The sequence below is a fragment of the Stenotrophomonas maltophilia genome, assembly GCF_025642255.1.
In the GTDB taxonomy this organism is placed as follows: domain Bacteria; phylum Pseudomonadota; class Gammaproteobacteria; order Xanthomonadales; family Xanthomonadaceae; genus Stenotrophomonas; species Stenotrophomonas maltophilia_P.
Window position 1 is genome coordinate 1,572,726 of record NZ_CP106759.1, and the last position, 12,730, is coordinate 1,585,455.

General features: G+C 67.1%; 11 protein-coding genes. 7 read left to right on the top strand and 4 right to left on the bottom strand.

Annotated elements, in window-relative coordinates:
- Positions 1 to 40: 40 nt before the first annotated feature.
- From hrcA to dnaJ, 4 genes are all read left to right on the top strand, one after another.
- Positions 41 to 1,105: a heat-inducible transcriptional repressor HrcA gene (hrcA, locus tag N8888_RS07375; RefSeq protein WP_053519710.1), complete on the top strand. Its 1,065-nt coding sequence runs from the start codon at positions 41 to 43 to the stop codon at positions 1,103 to 1,105.
- Between the two features lie 63 nt (positions 1,106 to 1,168).
- Positions 1,169 to 1,684, top strand: coding sequence for a nucleotide exchange factor GrpE (grpE, locus tag N8888_RS07380; protein WP_053519711.1), 516 nt, complete (start codon positions 1,169 to 1,171; stop codon positions 1,682 to 1,684).
- Between the two features lie 206 nt (positions 1,685 to 1,890).
- Entirely contained in the window at positions 1,891 to 3,813 is a 1,923-nt protein-coding gene (dnaK, locus tag N8888_RS07385) for a molecular chaperone DnaK (protein WP_053519712.1), read from the top strand.
- Positions 3,814 to 3,966: 153 nt separating this feature from the next.
- A complete protein-coding gene (dnaJ, locus tag N8888_RS07390; protein ID WP_053519713.1) occupies positions 3,967 to 5,091 on the top strand; it encodes a molecular chaperone DnaJ in 1,125 nt (374 codons plus the stop codon).
- A 145-nt stretch (positions 5,092 to 5,236) separates the two neighbouring features.
- Here the strand turns inward: dnaJ and N8888_RS07395 are convergent, their stop codons facing one another.
- Positions 5,237 to 6,034: an AraC family transcriptional regulator gene (locus N8888_RS07395; protein WP_164152968.1), complete on the bottom strand. Its 798-nt coding sequence runs from the start codon at positions 6,032 to 6,034 to the stop codon at positions 5,237 to 5,239.
- Positions 6,035 to 6,106: 72 nt separating this feature from the next.
- On the opposite strand from N8888_RS07395, the gene N8888_RS07400 reads away from it, so the two are divergent.
- From N8888_RS07400 to N8888_RS07410, 3 genes are all read left to right on the top strand, one after another.
- Positions 6,107 to 7,306: an MFS transporter gene (locus N8888_RS07400; protein ID WP_065175027.1), complete on the top strand. Its 1,200-nt coding sequence runs from the start codon at positions 6,107 to 6,109 to the stop codon at positions 7,304 to 7,306.
- Between the two features lie 587 nt (positions 7,307 to 7,893).
- Positions 7,894 to 8,802, top strand: a complete 909-nt coding sequence (gene pdxY, locus N8888_RS07405) for a pyridoxal kinase (RefSeq protein WP_053519791.1) — start codon at positions 7,894 to 7,896, stop codon at positions 8,800 to 8,802.
- Entirely contained in the window at positions 8,799 to 9,923 is a 1,125-nt protein-coding gene (locus N8888_RS07410; RefSeq protein ID WP_262101260.1) for a prephenate dehydrogenase, read from the top strand. Before pdxY ends, N8888_RS07410 begins: the two co-directional genes overlap by 4 nt.
- A gap of 176 nt (positions 9,924 to 10,099) precedes the next feature.
- Here N8888_RS07410 and N8888_RS07415 read toward each other — a convergent pair whose 3' ends face one another.
- The 3 genes from N8888_RS07415 to N8888_RS07425 form a co-directional block, all read right to left on the bottom strand.
- Positions 10,100 to 10,294, bottom strand: a complete 195-nt coding sequence (locus tag N8888_RS07415) for a hypothetical protein (protein WP_053519789.1) — start codon at positions 10,292 to 10,294, stop codon at positions 10,100 to 10,102.
- Between the two features lie 70 nt (positions 10,295 to 10,364).
- Positions 10,365 to 12,137 carry an ABC transporter transmembrane domain-containing protein gene (locus N8888_RS07420; protein ID WP_065181307.1) on the bottom strand — a complete coding sequence of 591 codons (1,773 nt, stop codon included), beginning with the start codon at positions 12,135 to 12,137 and terminating at the stop codon, positions 10,365 to 10,367.
- Positions 12,130 to 12,726 carry an IMPACT family protein gene (locus tag N8888_RS07425; protein WP_263177928.1) on the bottom strand — a complete coding sequence of 199 codons (597 nt, stop codon included), beginning with the start codon at positions 12,724 to 12,726 and terminating at the stop codon, positions 12,130 to 12,132. Before N8888_RS07425 ends, N8888_RS07420 begins: the two co-directional genes overlap by 8 nt.
- Positions 12,727 to 12,730: the final 4 nt, after the last annotated feature.

A 12,730-nucleotide genomic window follows, 5' to 3' on the forward strand; every position in this document is an offset into this window, starting at 1 on the left:
GGCGCCATTATCTAGTCTCCGTGTCTCACAGGTTGATTCCATGCACGGTTCCGCCGACCAACTCGCCCCGCGCGCGCGCCATCTGCTGCGCACGCTGATCGCGCGCCACATCCAGGATGGTGAGCCCGTGGGCTCGCAGACGCTGGCGCGCGTGGCCGGGCTGGAAGTCAGCCCGGCCACCATCCGCAACATCCTCGGCGACCTGGAGGACCTGGGCCTGCTGGCGTCGCCGCATACCTCCGCCGGGCGGATCCCGACCGCGCATGGCTACCGGGTGTTTGTCGACAGCCTGCTGCAGATGCAGCCGCCGGGCGAGGGCGAGCTGGCCCGCTTGCGCCAGGAACTGGCCGGTGGCGGCAGCACCCAGGCCCTGCTCGGCAGTGCCTCCGAGCTGCTGTCGGCGATGAGCCACTTCGTCGGCGTGGTCAGCGCGCCGCGGCGCGAGCAGTTCGCCTTCCGCCAGATCGATTTCGTGGCGCTGGACGGCCGCCGGGTGCTGGCGATCCTGGTGTTCGCCGACAACGAGGTCCAGAACCGGGTGATCGAAACCCGCCAGGACTTCGCGCCGGGCCAGCTGGAGCAGGTCGCCAATTACCTCAACGCCCATTTCGCCGGGCTGCCGCTGGCGGAGATCCGGGCGCGCCTGCTGCTGGAACTGCGCGATGCCCGTTCCGAGCTGGAGCAGCTGCTGGCGCACAGCATCGAACTGGCCGAGCAGGCCCTGCAGCCCGCGGCCGACGACATGCTGGTGGCGGGCCAGACCCGCCTGATGGGGGTCCAGGACCTGTCCGACCTGGAGCGCCTGCGTGAACTGTTCGAGCTGTTTTCCAGCAAGCGCGAGATCCTGCAGCTGCTGGAGCGGACCATCCAGGCCCCGGGCGTGCGCATCTTCATCGGCGAAGAGACCGGGATGATGCCGCTGCAGGGCGTTTCGCTGGTGACCGCCCCGTATGCGGCCAACGGGCAGGTGCTGGGCGTGCTGGGGGTGATCGGGCCGAAGCGGATGGCCTACGACCGCATGATCCCGCTGGTACAGGCCACCGCCGACGTGCTGGGGGCGGCCTTTTCACCGACCGGACGCGGATCCGGTGCCGCGGACGCTTGAAACGCAGCATCCCGCCCACACTAGGGTGGGTGGAGGCGGGGAGTGACCGCCAGGGACCCAGACATGAACCACGAACATCCAGATTTCGAATCCCAGCAGAGCGCCGCCGACGCGGCCGCCGCAGCAGGCGTCAATGACGAAGTGGAGCGCCTGCGCGCGGAAGTCGAGCAGGTCAGGGCCGATGCGCTGCGTGAGCGCGCCGACCTGGAGAACCAGCGCAAGCGCGTGGCCCGCGACATCGAGCAGGCCCGCAAGTTCGCCAACGAGAAGCTGCTGGGCGAACTGCTGCCCGTGTTCGACAGCCTGGATGCCGGCCTGAAGGCCGCCGGCGACGACCCGCACCCGCTGCGCGAGGGCCTGGAGCTGACCTACAAGCAGCTGCTGAAGGTCGCCGCCGACAACGGCCTGGTCCTGATTGACCCGACCGGCCAGCCGTTCAACCCGGAGCACCACCAGGCGATCAGCCAGGTGCCGGCCCCGGACGCCGCCCCGGGCAGCGTGGTGACCGTGTTCCAGAAGGGCTATCTGCTCAACGAGCGCCTGCTGCGGCCGGCGCTGGTGGTGGTGGCCGCCGACTGAGCGGTCGATCCGGGAGCGGCCGCCGGGCATGGCCCGGTGCTACCCCCGGATCGTCATCGCCGGGCCATGCCCGGCGAACCTTGAACGGCTGAACACAGCGTTCGGGAGATGGCTTGAATGTTCCACGAGCCTCCCCCACATCCCATTCATCCACCGGCCGAGCGGCCGGACTGACATCCACACAGCATTTCTCAGGAGTCTCCCCCATGGGCAAGATCATTGGTATCGACCTCGGCACCACCAACTCGTGCGTGGCGATCATGGACGGCGGCAAGGCCCGCGTCATCGAGAATTCGGAAGGCGATCGCACCACCCCGTCGATCGTCGCCTACACCAAGGACGGCGAAGTCCTGGTCGGTGCCTCGGCCAAGCGCCAAGCGGTGACCAACCCGAAGAACACCTTCTACGCGGTGAAGCGCCTGATCGGCCGCAAGTTCACCGACGCCGAGGTGCAGAAGGACATCGCCCACGTCCCGTACAGCATCCTCGCCCATGACAATGGTGATGCGTGGGTGGCCACCAGCGACGCCAAGAAGATGGCGCCGCAGGAAATCTCGGCCAAGGTACTGGAGAAGATGAAGAAGACCGCCGAGGACTTCCTCGGTGAGAAGGTCACCGAAGCGGTCATCACCGTGCCGGCCTACTTCAACGACAGCCAGCGCCAGGCCACCAAGGATGCTGGCCGCATCGCGGGCCTGGACGTCAAGCGCATCATCAACGAGCCGACCGCGGCCGCGCTGGCCTATGGCCTGGACAAGGGCGACAACAAGGATCGCAAGATCGTTGTGTACGACCTGGGCGGCGGTACCTTCGACGTCTCGGTGATCGAGATCGCCAACGTCGACGGCGAGAAGCAGTTCGAAGTGCTGGCCACCAACGGTGACACCTTCCTGGGCGGCGAAGACTTCGACAACCGCGTCATCGAGTACCTGGTGGAAGAGTTCAACAAGGACCAGGGCATCGACCTGCGCAAGGATCCGCTGGCTCTGCAGCGCCTGAAGGACGCTGCCGAGCGTGCCAAGATCGAGCTGTCCAGCGCCCAGCAGACCGAAGTGAACCTGCCGTACGTCACCGCTGACGCGTCGGGTCCGAAGCACCTGAACATCAAGCTGACCCGCGCCAAGCTGGAAGCGCTGGTGGAAGACCTGATCAAGAAGTCGATCGAGCCGTGCCGCGTCGCCCTGAACGATGCCGGCCTGCGTTCGAGCGACATCAGCGAAGTGATCCTGGTCGGCGGCCAGACCCGCATGCCGAAGGTGCAGCAGGCGGTGACCGAGTTCTTCGGCAAGGAGCCGCGCAAGGACGTCAACCCGGACGAAGCCGTGGCACTGGGTGCGGCGATCCAGGGTGGCGTGCTGGGCGGCGACGTCAAGGACGTGCTGCTGCTGGACGTGACCCCGCTGTCGCTGGGCATCGAAACCATGGGCGGCGTGTTCACCAAGATCATCGAGAAGAACACCACCATCCCGACCAAGGCCTCGCAGGTGTTCTCCACCGCCGAGGACAACCAGTCGGCTGTGACCGTGCACGTGCTGCAGGGTGAGCGCGAACAGGCCCGCTTCAACAAGTCGCTGGCCAAGTTCGACCTGTCCGGCATCGAGCCGGCGCCGCGTGGCCTGCCGCAGGTGGAAGTGTCCTTCGACATCGACGCCAACGGCATCCTGCATGTGTCGGCCAAGGACAAGAAGACCAACAAGGAACAGAAGGTCGAGATCAAGGCCGGCTCGGGCCTGTCCGAGGAAGAGATCGCGCGCATGGTCGCCGACGCGGAAGCCAACCGCGAAGAAGACAAGAAGTTCCAGGAGCTGGTGCAGGCCCGCAACCAGGCCGATGCCCTGATCCACGGCACCCGCAGCGCCATCACCGAGCACGGCAGCAAGGTCGGCGGCGATGTCATCGGCAAGGTTGAAGCGGCTCTGGCCGATCTTGAAACCGCGATGAAGGGCGACGACAAGGCACAGATCGAAGCCAAGTCGAAGGTGCTGGAGGAAGCCGGCCAGTCGCTGTTCGCCGCAGCGTCGGCAGAGCAGGGCGGTGCCCCGGGCGCCGATGCCGGCAATGCGGGCAAGGGCAACGACGACGTGGTGGACGCCGAGTTCACCGAAGTCAAGGACGACAAGAAGTCCTGATCCGGACCGACGCGGGACGCTGCCTGGCAGCGTCCCGTTGTCGCATCAGGGTCCTGACCGCCTCCGGCGCGTCGGGGCGCCCGACGCAAGAGCGGACCTGGTTCCGCTCTTCCGCTTTGACGAATCCCGACATTCCGGAAGCCGATTCACGATATGAGCAAGCGCGATTACTACGAAGTGCTGGGCGTGGCCCGCACCGCCAACGAAGAAGAGCTGAAGAAGGCTTACCGCCGCTGCGCGATGAAGTTCCATCCGGACCGAAATCCGGGTGATGCGGCCGCCGAAGCCTCCTTCAAGGAGTGCAAGGAAGCCTACGAGGTGCTGTCCGACGGCAACAAGCGCCGGATGTATGACAGCCACGGTCATGCCGCGTTCGAGCACGGCATGGGCGGGGGCGGTCCGGGTGGTCCGGACATGAACGATATCTTCGGCGACATCTTCGGCAACATCTTCGGTGGTGCCGGCGGCGGTCCGCGCCAGGCACGCCGCGGTGCCGACATCGGTTACGTGATGGAGCTGGACCTGGAAGAAGCGGTGCGTGGCGTCGAGCGCCGCATCGAGATCCCGACGCTGGCCGAATGCGGCGATTGCGATGGCAGTGGCTCGGAAGACGGCAAGGTGGAGACCTGCAACGTCTGCCACGGCCGCGGCCAGGTGCGCATCCAGCGCGGCATCTTCGCCATGCAGCAGGCCTGCCACAACTGCGGCGGCCGCGGCCAGATCATCGCCAAGCCCTGCAAGACCTGCCACGGCAATGGCCGTGTCGAGGAAGACAAGGTGCTGTCGGTGAAGGTGCCGGCGGGCGTCGACACCGGCGATCGCATCCGCTTGGCTGGCGAGGGCGAAGCGGGGCCGGCCGGCACGCCGCCGGGCGACCTGTACGTGGAAGTGCGCGTGCGCGAGCACCCCATCTTCCAGCGCGATGGCGACGATCTGCATTGTGAAGTGCCGATCCGCATCTCGCAGGCGGCGCTCGGCGATACCGTGCGCGTGGCGACGCTGGGTGGCGAAGCGGAGATCCGCATTCCGGCAGAGACCCAGACCGGCAAACTGTTCCGCCTGCGCGGCAAGGGCGTGCGTTCGGTGCGCAGCCGCAGCGAGGGCGATCTGTATTGCCGCGTGGTGGTCGAGACGCCGGTCAACCTGACCAACGACCAGCGCAGGCTGCTGGAGCAGTTCGAGGCCACCTTCGTCGGTGAGGAAGCGCGCAAGCACTCGCCGAAGTCCGCCACCTTCATGGACGGCGTGAAGGGCTTCTGGGACCGGATGACGTCCTGAATTTTCAACGCAAGCGTTGAGCGGTAGCGCCGGGCCATGCCCGGCGTTGTCGTGTATGGGAATGCATTGCGCGCCGCCGGGCATCGGTCCGTGACCTTATGAATCCGGTAGCGCCGGGCCATGCCCGGCGTTGCTGTGCCTCGGGTCAGCGGAAGAACGCCGCCGGGGTCTGCCCCAGCTGGCGCTTGAACATGCTGGTGAACGCGCTGGGGCTGTCGTAGCCCATCGCCAGTGCGACATCGATGACCTTCTCGCCGGTCGCCAGCCGTTCCATTGCCGCCAGCAGCCGCGCCTGCTGCCGCCACTGGCCGAAGGTCATGCCCAGTTCGTTGGCGAAGTGGCGCTGGATGGTTTTCACATCCACTTCCAGTGCCTGCGCCCAGTCCTGCAGCGTGGCGTCATCGCCGGGGTGCTTCTGCAGGTGCCGGCAGATCCGCTGCAGGCGCGGATCGGCAGGCGCGGGCAGGTGCAGCGGCAATACGTCCATGCGATGCAGCTCGTCCAGCAGAAGGCGCACCACGCGGCCATCGCGGCTGTCTTCGATGTGCTCGCCCTTGATCAGGGTGGCTGCCTGCAGCAGTTCGCGCAGCAGCGGTGCCACCTGTACCGCGAACGGTTCGGCCGGCAGTTGCGGGGCGAATGACGGGTCGATGTACAGGCTGCGCATGTGCACGGCGGCAATGCAGTCCACCGCATGCACCATGCCGGCCGGCATCCAGATCGCACGGGTGGAGGGCACGACCCAGCGACCGACTTCCGAGCGCACCACCATCAGCCCGGAGATGGCATAGACCAGCTGGTGGCGCTGGTGCTTGTGGCCTGCGATATGGGTGCCGGCCGGGTACTGGGTAACCCGGTAGGTGACCGGGCGATGCAGCGGCACATCGCGCCACGGCGCAGCCGGATCGACGTCACCGCCAATGTCCTTTTTGCGATAGGCCATGACCCGAACGCGGCAGAAGGGAGGGGAAGGCAACCGTAGCATGCGGAACCGCCCTCAAATCTGACTGCGTCCATGTCGACTCTGGCTTCCCCTGCAACGACCTCCCGCCCGGTGGCGCCCGGCGTACTGGCCGCCATCTCCACCTCGCATGTCGTCAACGACATGATGCAGTCGTTGATCCTGGCGATCTATCCGGTCATCAAGGGCGGCTTCAATCTCAGCTTCACCCAGATCGGACTGATCACGCTGACCTACCAGCTCACCGCGTCGATCTTCCAACCGCTGGTGGGGATGCAGACCGACCGCCATCCAGCGCCGTACTCGTTGCCGATCGGCATGGCCTCGACGCTGTGCGGGATGCTGCTGCTCGGCTTCGCGCCGAACTATGCGATGGTCCTGATGGCCGCCGCGCTGGTCGGCATCGGATCGGCGATCTTCCACCCGGAAGCGTCGCGCATCGCACGGCTGGCGTCCGGCGGGCGCCATGGCTTCGCACAGTCGGTGTTCCAGGTCGGCGGCAACTTCGGTACCGCGCTGGGGCCGCTGATTGCCGCCGCCGTGATCGTGCCGTACGGCCAGCATGCGGCCTCATGGTTTGCCGGTGCTGCGCTGGTCGGCATCGCCCTGCTGACCTATGTGAGCCGCTGGTATGCGCTGCACCTGGGCGCACCCCGCCCGGCCGGCGTGGCGGCGGTGGCGTCGCGGCATCCTCCGCGCACCGTGGCCAAGGTGCTGGCGATCCTGCTGGTGCTGATCTTCAGCAAGTACTTCTACATGGCCAGCATCGGCAGCTACTTCACCTTCTACCTGATCCACCATTTCGGCATTCCGGTGGCGCAGGCGCAGCTGCATCTGTTCGCGTTCCTGGTGGCTTCGGCGGCGGGTGGCTTCCTGGGCGGTCCCCTGGGCGATCGCATCGGCCGCAAGCCGATCATCTGGACCTCGATCCTGGGCGTAGCGCCGTTCGCACTGGCGTTGCCGCATGCGGATCTGCTGTGGACCACGGTGCTGGCGGTGCTGATCGGTTTCGTGTTGTCGTCTGCCTTCTCTGCCATCGTGGTCTATGCGCAGGAGATGATGCCGCACCGGATCGGCATGGTGTCGGGCCTGTTCTTCGGTTTTGCGTTCGGCATGGGCGGCCTGGGCGCGGCGGTGCTGGGCCTGCTGGCGGACAGGACCAGCATCGAATACGTCTATCACCTGACGGCGTTCCTGCCGCTGCTCGGCATCGTGGCGGCATGGCTGCCGCCGTCGCGGCCTGCTGCTCACTGAGGGAGGGTGGGTTTGCAGGGCTTGCAGCCCTGCACCTGCAGAGGCAACGGCAACAACCGAAGCGCGCTATCCGTGGATTGGCGGGGTGGGTCCGGTTGGCGGGGGACGCTGCAAGTACGTCCATGTAAGCTCGGTCGCCGCATCCATGCGGCTCACGCCCCCGCAACCGGACCCACCCCGCCTTCGGTGGTTTTCCGCGATCTGTCGGAACAGCACTCTGCTCTGGTAGGTGTCGACCTTGGTCGACACGGCAGATCCACGCCATGCGTGGATGAATTCATTCGATATCTGACAGATGTGTCGACCAAGGTCGACACCTACCAACAGCCGCGCGGAACAACAGCCGCAGTTACCAACAGCCGCGTGAACCTGTCGAAGTGGGGCGGTGTGGGTGGTCAGGACCGTTGGCGCCATGGATGGCGCCATCGAGCCCCCATGGATGGGTTTACGGCGTGTCCTGACCACCCACACCGCCCCGCCACCCCACGGAATGCCGCTTTGGCTTTGGCTTCGGCCGTTGCCGTTGCATTGAGCAGGTGCAGGGCTGCAAGCCCTGCCGAAAACCCCCTTGGGCGTAGAATGCGGATATGAGCGAATCCCTTGATACCCATCTGGTCCACGGTCGCCGCCAGCGGCCGGATGGGCCGTCGCCGGTCGATGTCATTTCGGTCCAGTCGCAGCTTGTCTACGGCCATGCCGGCAACAGTGCCGCCATGCCGCCGATGCGCGCGCTCGGTGTGCGCGTGGCCGACATCCCGACCACGCTGCTGAGCAACGCGCCGTTCTACGAGACCACCCGCGGCCGCGTACTGCCCAGTGACTGGTTCGCCGATCTGCTGCTGGGCACCCACGAGCGTGGCTTGCCGCAGCGGGCCAGGATGCTGGTCTCCGGCTACTTCGGCAGCACCGCCAATGGTGCGGCGTTCGCCGACTGGCTCGATCAGGTCCTGCCCGCGTGCCCGCAGCTGCGCTACTGCCTGGATCCGGTGATCGGCGATACCCATACCGGCCCCTATGTGGAGCCGGGTCTGGAGGCGATCTTCGCCGAACGGCTGCTGCCGCATGCGTGGCTGGTCACCCCGAATGCATTCGAGCTGGCCCGTCTGACCGGCATGCCGGCACTGGCCGAGGCCGACGCCATCGCCGCCGCGCGTACGCTGCTGGCGCGTGGTCCGCACTGGGTGATCGCGCACAGCGTGGGTGGCACGCCGGGCGAGCTGGTGACGCTGGCGGTGGGACGCGACGAGACCTGGCGTTGGACCTCGCCGCTGCTGCCGGTGGACGTGGCCGGGACCGGCGACGTACTGATGTCGCTGGTGGTGTCGTTCCTGCTGCGGGGAGAGTCGATGCAGCAGGCGATCTCGCGTGCCATCGCGGGTACCCATGCCGCCCTGGAGGCCACGCTGGCCAATGGTTTCGAGGAGTTCGACGTGATTGCCGCGGCGCCCGCCGCACTGGCCGAAGGCACGCGCTTCCGCGCTGAACGCGTGGCATGACGGCAGTGCAGCACTTTGCGCCGCGCACGATCGGCATCGTCGGCAGTGCCGGCGCCTACGGGCGCTGGCTGGGCCGCTTCTTCGAGCAGCAGATGCGACTGCAGGTGATCGGCCACGATCCGGCCGATGCTGCTTCGCATACACCGGAGCAGTTGCTGGCCGAGGCCGATGTACTGGTGTTCTCCGCACCGATCCGGCATACGCCGGAACTGATCGCCGAATACGTGCGCCGCTCGGCGGGTCGTGAACGCGGGCGCCTGTGGCTCGATGTCACCTCGGTCAAGGACGCGCCGGTACAGGCGATGCTTGCCTCACAGGCCGAAGTGGTCGGCCTGCACCCGATGACCGCGCCGCCGAAGGCCCCCACGTTGAAGGGTAGGGTGATGGTGGTCTGCGAAGCGCGACTGCAGCACTGGCAGCCCTGGCTGGATGCGCTGTGCGTGGCGCTGCAGGCCGAGTGCGTGCGCGCCACGCCACAGCACCATGACCAGATGATGGCGCTGGTGCAGGCGATGGTGCATGCCACGCATCTGGCCCAGGCCGGAGTGCTGCGGGAATATCAGCCGCAACTGGGGACACTGGAAGCGATGCTTCCCTATCGCTCGGCGTCGTTCGAACTGGATACCGCGATCATCTCGCGCATCCTCTCGCTGAATCCGGCGATCTATGAGGACATCCAGTTCGGCAATCCGCATGTCGCGCCGATGCTAGAACGCCTGGTCGGCCAGCTGCGCGTGCTGCAGGCCCAGGTCGATCAAGGCGACGACATGGCGCGCGGTGCATTCCGTGAGCAGATGCTGGTGGCGAACCGGGCCGCCTTCGGCGCGCCTGCACTGGCCTCGGGAAACTATACCTTCGAGCGGGTGGGCTACCTGCTGGCCGATCTGACCGAGCGCAACGCCGTGTCGGTCCACCTGCCGGAAGATCGCCCGGGCTCACTGCGTGAGCTGCTGAACATCTTCGAGCAGCACGGCATCAGCCTGGCTTCCATCCATTCCTCGCGCACGCCGGGCGGGGAAGTGCATTTCCGCATCGGCTTCGTCGCCGGCAGTGATCCCCGTGCCCTGGCCGACGCAGCGGCCGCCGTGGATGCCAGCGGAATCGGACGGGTACTGGCGTAGTGCATTCATCCACAGGGGATGTGGATGAATTCTGCGCAAACATGTGGATAACACTGCTCACGCCTTGCCAGCACAGGCTGTCAAGATCTGTGGCGAAAAACTGACCAGGGTGCTGCCGGTGAGGCCGGGCTATGCCCGGCTGCCCTGCGATTGACCCGCGCGACGCTAGCGCGACGCTAGATGGTCAGCCGCAGTTCGCCCCCGCTGGTGCTGAACTCGCGGCCATTGCGCACCAGATGACGCCCGTCGTCGAGCTCGTAGCGCGGGGTGGCTTCGGAATGATGTCCGCTGCCATTGGCCTCGGGCTTGAACTCGATGATGATATGGCTCTCGCCATTGCTGTCGACTGCGGGAAACTGACGGAACGACATCGTCCACCTCCTTCAGCGGATGCTGCTTCTGCGCGGCCAGCTTGGCGCCAGAGGTGTTAGCCGACCGTCATCAATCGATGAACTGCAGCCGCGCCAGCTCCGCGTACAGACCCCCTTCAGCCAGCAACTGTGCGTGCGTGCCTTCGGCGACGATGCGCCCCTGGTCCATGACCACGATGCGGTCTGCCTTGAGCACGGTTGCCAGACGGTGTGCGATGACCAGCGTGGTGCGGCCCGCCATCAGGCGCTCCAGCGCCTGCTGCACACCGTACTCGCTCTGCGCGTCGAGCGCGCTGGTGGCTTCGTCCAGCAGCAGGATCGGCGCATCCTTCAGCAGCGCGCGGGCGATCGCCACGCGCTGCTGCTGCCCGCCGGACAGGCGCGCGCCGCGCTCGCCCAGCTCACTGTCATAGCCCTGCGGCAACGCACGCAGGAAGCCATCGGCCTCAGCGGCACGAGCCGCTTCCTCGACTTCGGCATCGCTGGCCTGCAGGCGGCCGTAGCGGATGTTGTCGCGGGCGCTGGCGGCGAACAGCGTCGGTTGCTGCGGCACCAGGGCCAGCTGGGCGCGCAGGTCGGCGGGATCGACCTCGCGCACATCGATGCCGTCCACGCAGATGCGGCCGTTGGCCGGGTCATGGAAGCGCAGCAGCATCGACAGCACCGTGCTCTTGCCGGCACCCGAGGGACCGACCAGGGCCACGGTCTCGCCGGGGCGCACATGCAGGCTGAAGTGGTCGAGCGCGGCCTGGTCCGGTCGCTGCGGGTAGTGGAACACCACGTCATCGAACTGGATCTCGCCTTGCAGCGGCTGCGGCAGTGCGCGTGGATGCGCGGGCGCGCGGATCTCGACATCCTCCTGCAGCAGTTCGCCGATCCGGCCCATGCCGCCGGCAGCGCGCTGGAGTTCGTTCCAGACTTCGGCCAGAGCGCCCACCGAGCCACCGCCGATCAGCGCATACAGCACAAACTGGCCCAGGGTGCCGGCACTGAGGCGGCCCTCGATGACATCGTGGGCGCCCAGCCACAGCACGCCGACAATGGCACCGAAGATCAGCAGGATGGCACTGGCGGTGACCAGCGACTGTGCGCCGATGCGCCGGCGTGCGGCCCGGATCGCATCGCCCAGCGCCAGGTCGAAGCGGCCGCGCTCGTAAGGCTCGCGCGCATGTGCCTGCACCGTGCGGACGGCACCGAGGGTCTCGCTGGCCAGGCTGTTGGCGTCGGCGATGCGGTCCTGGCTGCTGCGCGCGACGGTGCGCAGCTTGCGTGCGCCGATGATGATGGGCAGTACCGCCAGCGGGATGCCGAGCAGCGACCACGCCGCCAGGCGCGGACTGGTCACGAACAGCATCGCCAGGCTGCCGACCACCGTCACGCTGCTGCGCAATGCGACTGACATGGTCGAGCCCACCACGCTGCGCAGCAGCTCGCTGTCGGCGGTCAGGCGCGAGACCAGCTCGCCGCTGCGGCTGCGGTCATGGAAACCGGCACCCAACTGGATCAGGTGCCCGTACAGACGGCTGCGCAGGTCGGCCACTACCTTCTCGCCGAGCAGCGACACGAAGTAGAAGCGTGCGGAGGTGGCGATCGCCAGCACTACCGCCACCAGCATCAGCAGGGCAAACGCCCGGTTGATCTGGCCGCCGCTGCTGAAGCCGTGGTCGATCATCTGCTTGACGGCCGGAGGCAGGCTGAGGGTGGCGGCCGAGGAGACGGCCAGCGCCAGCAGCCAGGCGGCGAACAGGCCACTGTGCCGGCGCACGAACGGCCACAGCGTTCGCAGGCTGCCGAGGCGGCGCAATGGCGGGGTCGCGGCGGCCGCGTCGTCCTTGTCAGTCATCCTGGTCGTCATCTCGGATACGGATACGGTCACGGGTGGCGTCTCGCAGGCGGATTTTCAATGCGTCGGCCTGGTCGGCGGGTAATTCGATCCGCAGGCGCACGCCTTCAGCGTCGAACTGTTCATCCTGCTTCTCGGCGAAGAACGCGGGCAGGGCCGCATGCAGGGTACCCAGGTCCTCGAAGCCGGCCAGCAGCTGCAGCCGTGCCATCGCCACCAGTGGCAGCCGCGGTGCCGTGCGCAGACACTCGGCGGCGGTACCGCCGTAGGCGCGGACCAGACCGCCGGCGCCGAGCTTGATACCCCCGTACCAGCGGATCACCACCACCATGACCCGGTCGAAGCCCTGGCCATCGATGGCGGCCAGGATCGGCCGGCCGGCAGTCCCCGCCGGCTCGCCATCATCGCTGGAGCGATACTCCTGTCCATGCCGGTAGGCCCAGCAGTTGTGCGTGGCGTCGGCCACCATCACCCGCTGCAGGAACGACATCGCCGCCGCCGCGCCATCGATGGGCGCGGCATGGGCGATGAAGCGGCTGTGCTTGACTTCCAGCGTGTGGCTGACGGGCTGGGCGAGGGTATCGGGCATTCCC

Bases quoted from the DNA above. Each gene is read 5' to 3' on its own strand.
- grpE (WP_053519711.1), top strand. From the start codon at position 1,169: ATGAACCACGAACATCCAGATTTCGAATCCCAGCAGAGCGCCGCCGAC.
- N8888_RS07395 (WP_164152968.1), bottom strand. From the start codon at position 6,034: ATGGCCTATCGCAAAAAGGACATTGGCGGTGACGTCGATCCGGCTGCG.
- N8888_RS07420 (WP_065181307.1), bottom strand. From the start codon at position 12,137: ATGACTGACAAGGACGACGCGGCCGCCGCGACCCCGCCATTGCGCCGC.
- hrcA (WP_053519710.1), top strand. From the start codon at position 41: ATGCACGGTTCCGCCGACCAACTCGCCCCGCGCGCGCGCCATCTGCTG.
- N8888_RS07410 (WP_262101260.1), top strand. From the start codon at position 8,799: ATGACGGCAGTGCAGCACTTTGCGCCGCGCACGATCGGCATCGTCGGC.
- N8888_RS07425 (WP_263177928.1), bottom strand. From the start codon at position 12,726: ATGCCCGATACCCTCGCCCAGCCCGTCAGCCACACGCTGGAAGTCAAG.
- N8888_RS07415 (WP_053519789.1), bottom strand. From the start codon at position 10,294: ATGTCGTTCCGTCAGTTTCCCGCAGTCGACAGCAATGGCGAGAGCCAT.
- dnaJ (WP_053519713.1), top strand. From the start codon at position 3,967: ATGAGCAAGCGCGATTACTACGAAGTGCTGGGCGTGGCCCGCACCGCC.
- N8888_RS07400 (WP_065175027.1), top strand. From the start codon at position 6,107: ATGTCGACTCTGGCTTCCCCTGCAACGACCTCCCGCCCGGTGGCGCCC.
- pdxY (WP_053519791.1), top strand. From the start codon at position 7,894: ATGAGCGAATCCCTTGATACCCATCTGGTCCACGGTCGCCGCCAGCGG.
- dnaK (WP_053519712.1), top strand. From the start codon at position 1,891: ATGGGCAAGATCATTGGTATCGACCTCGGCACCACCAACTCGTGCGTG.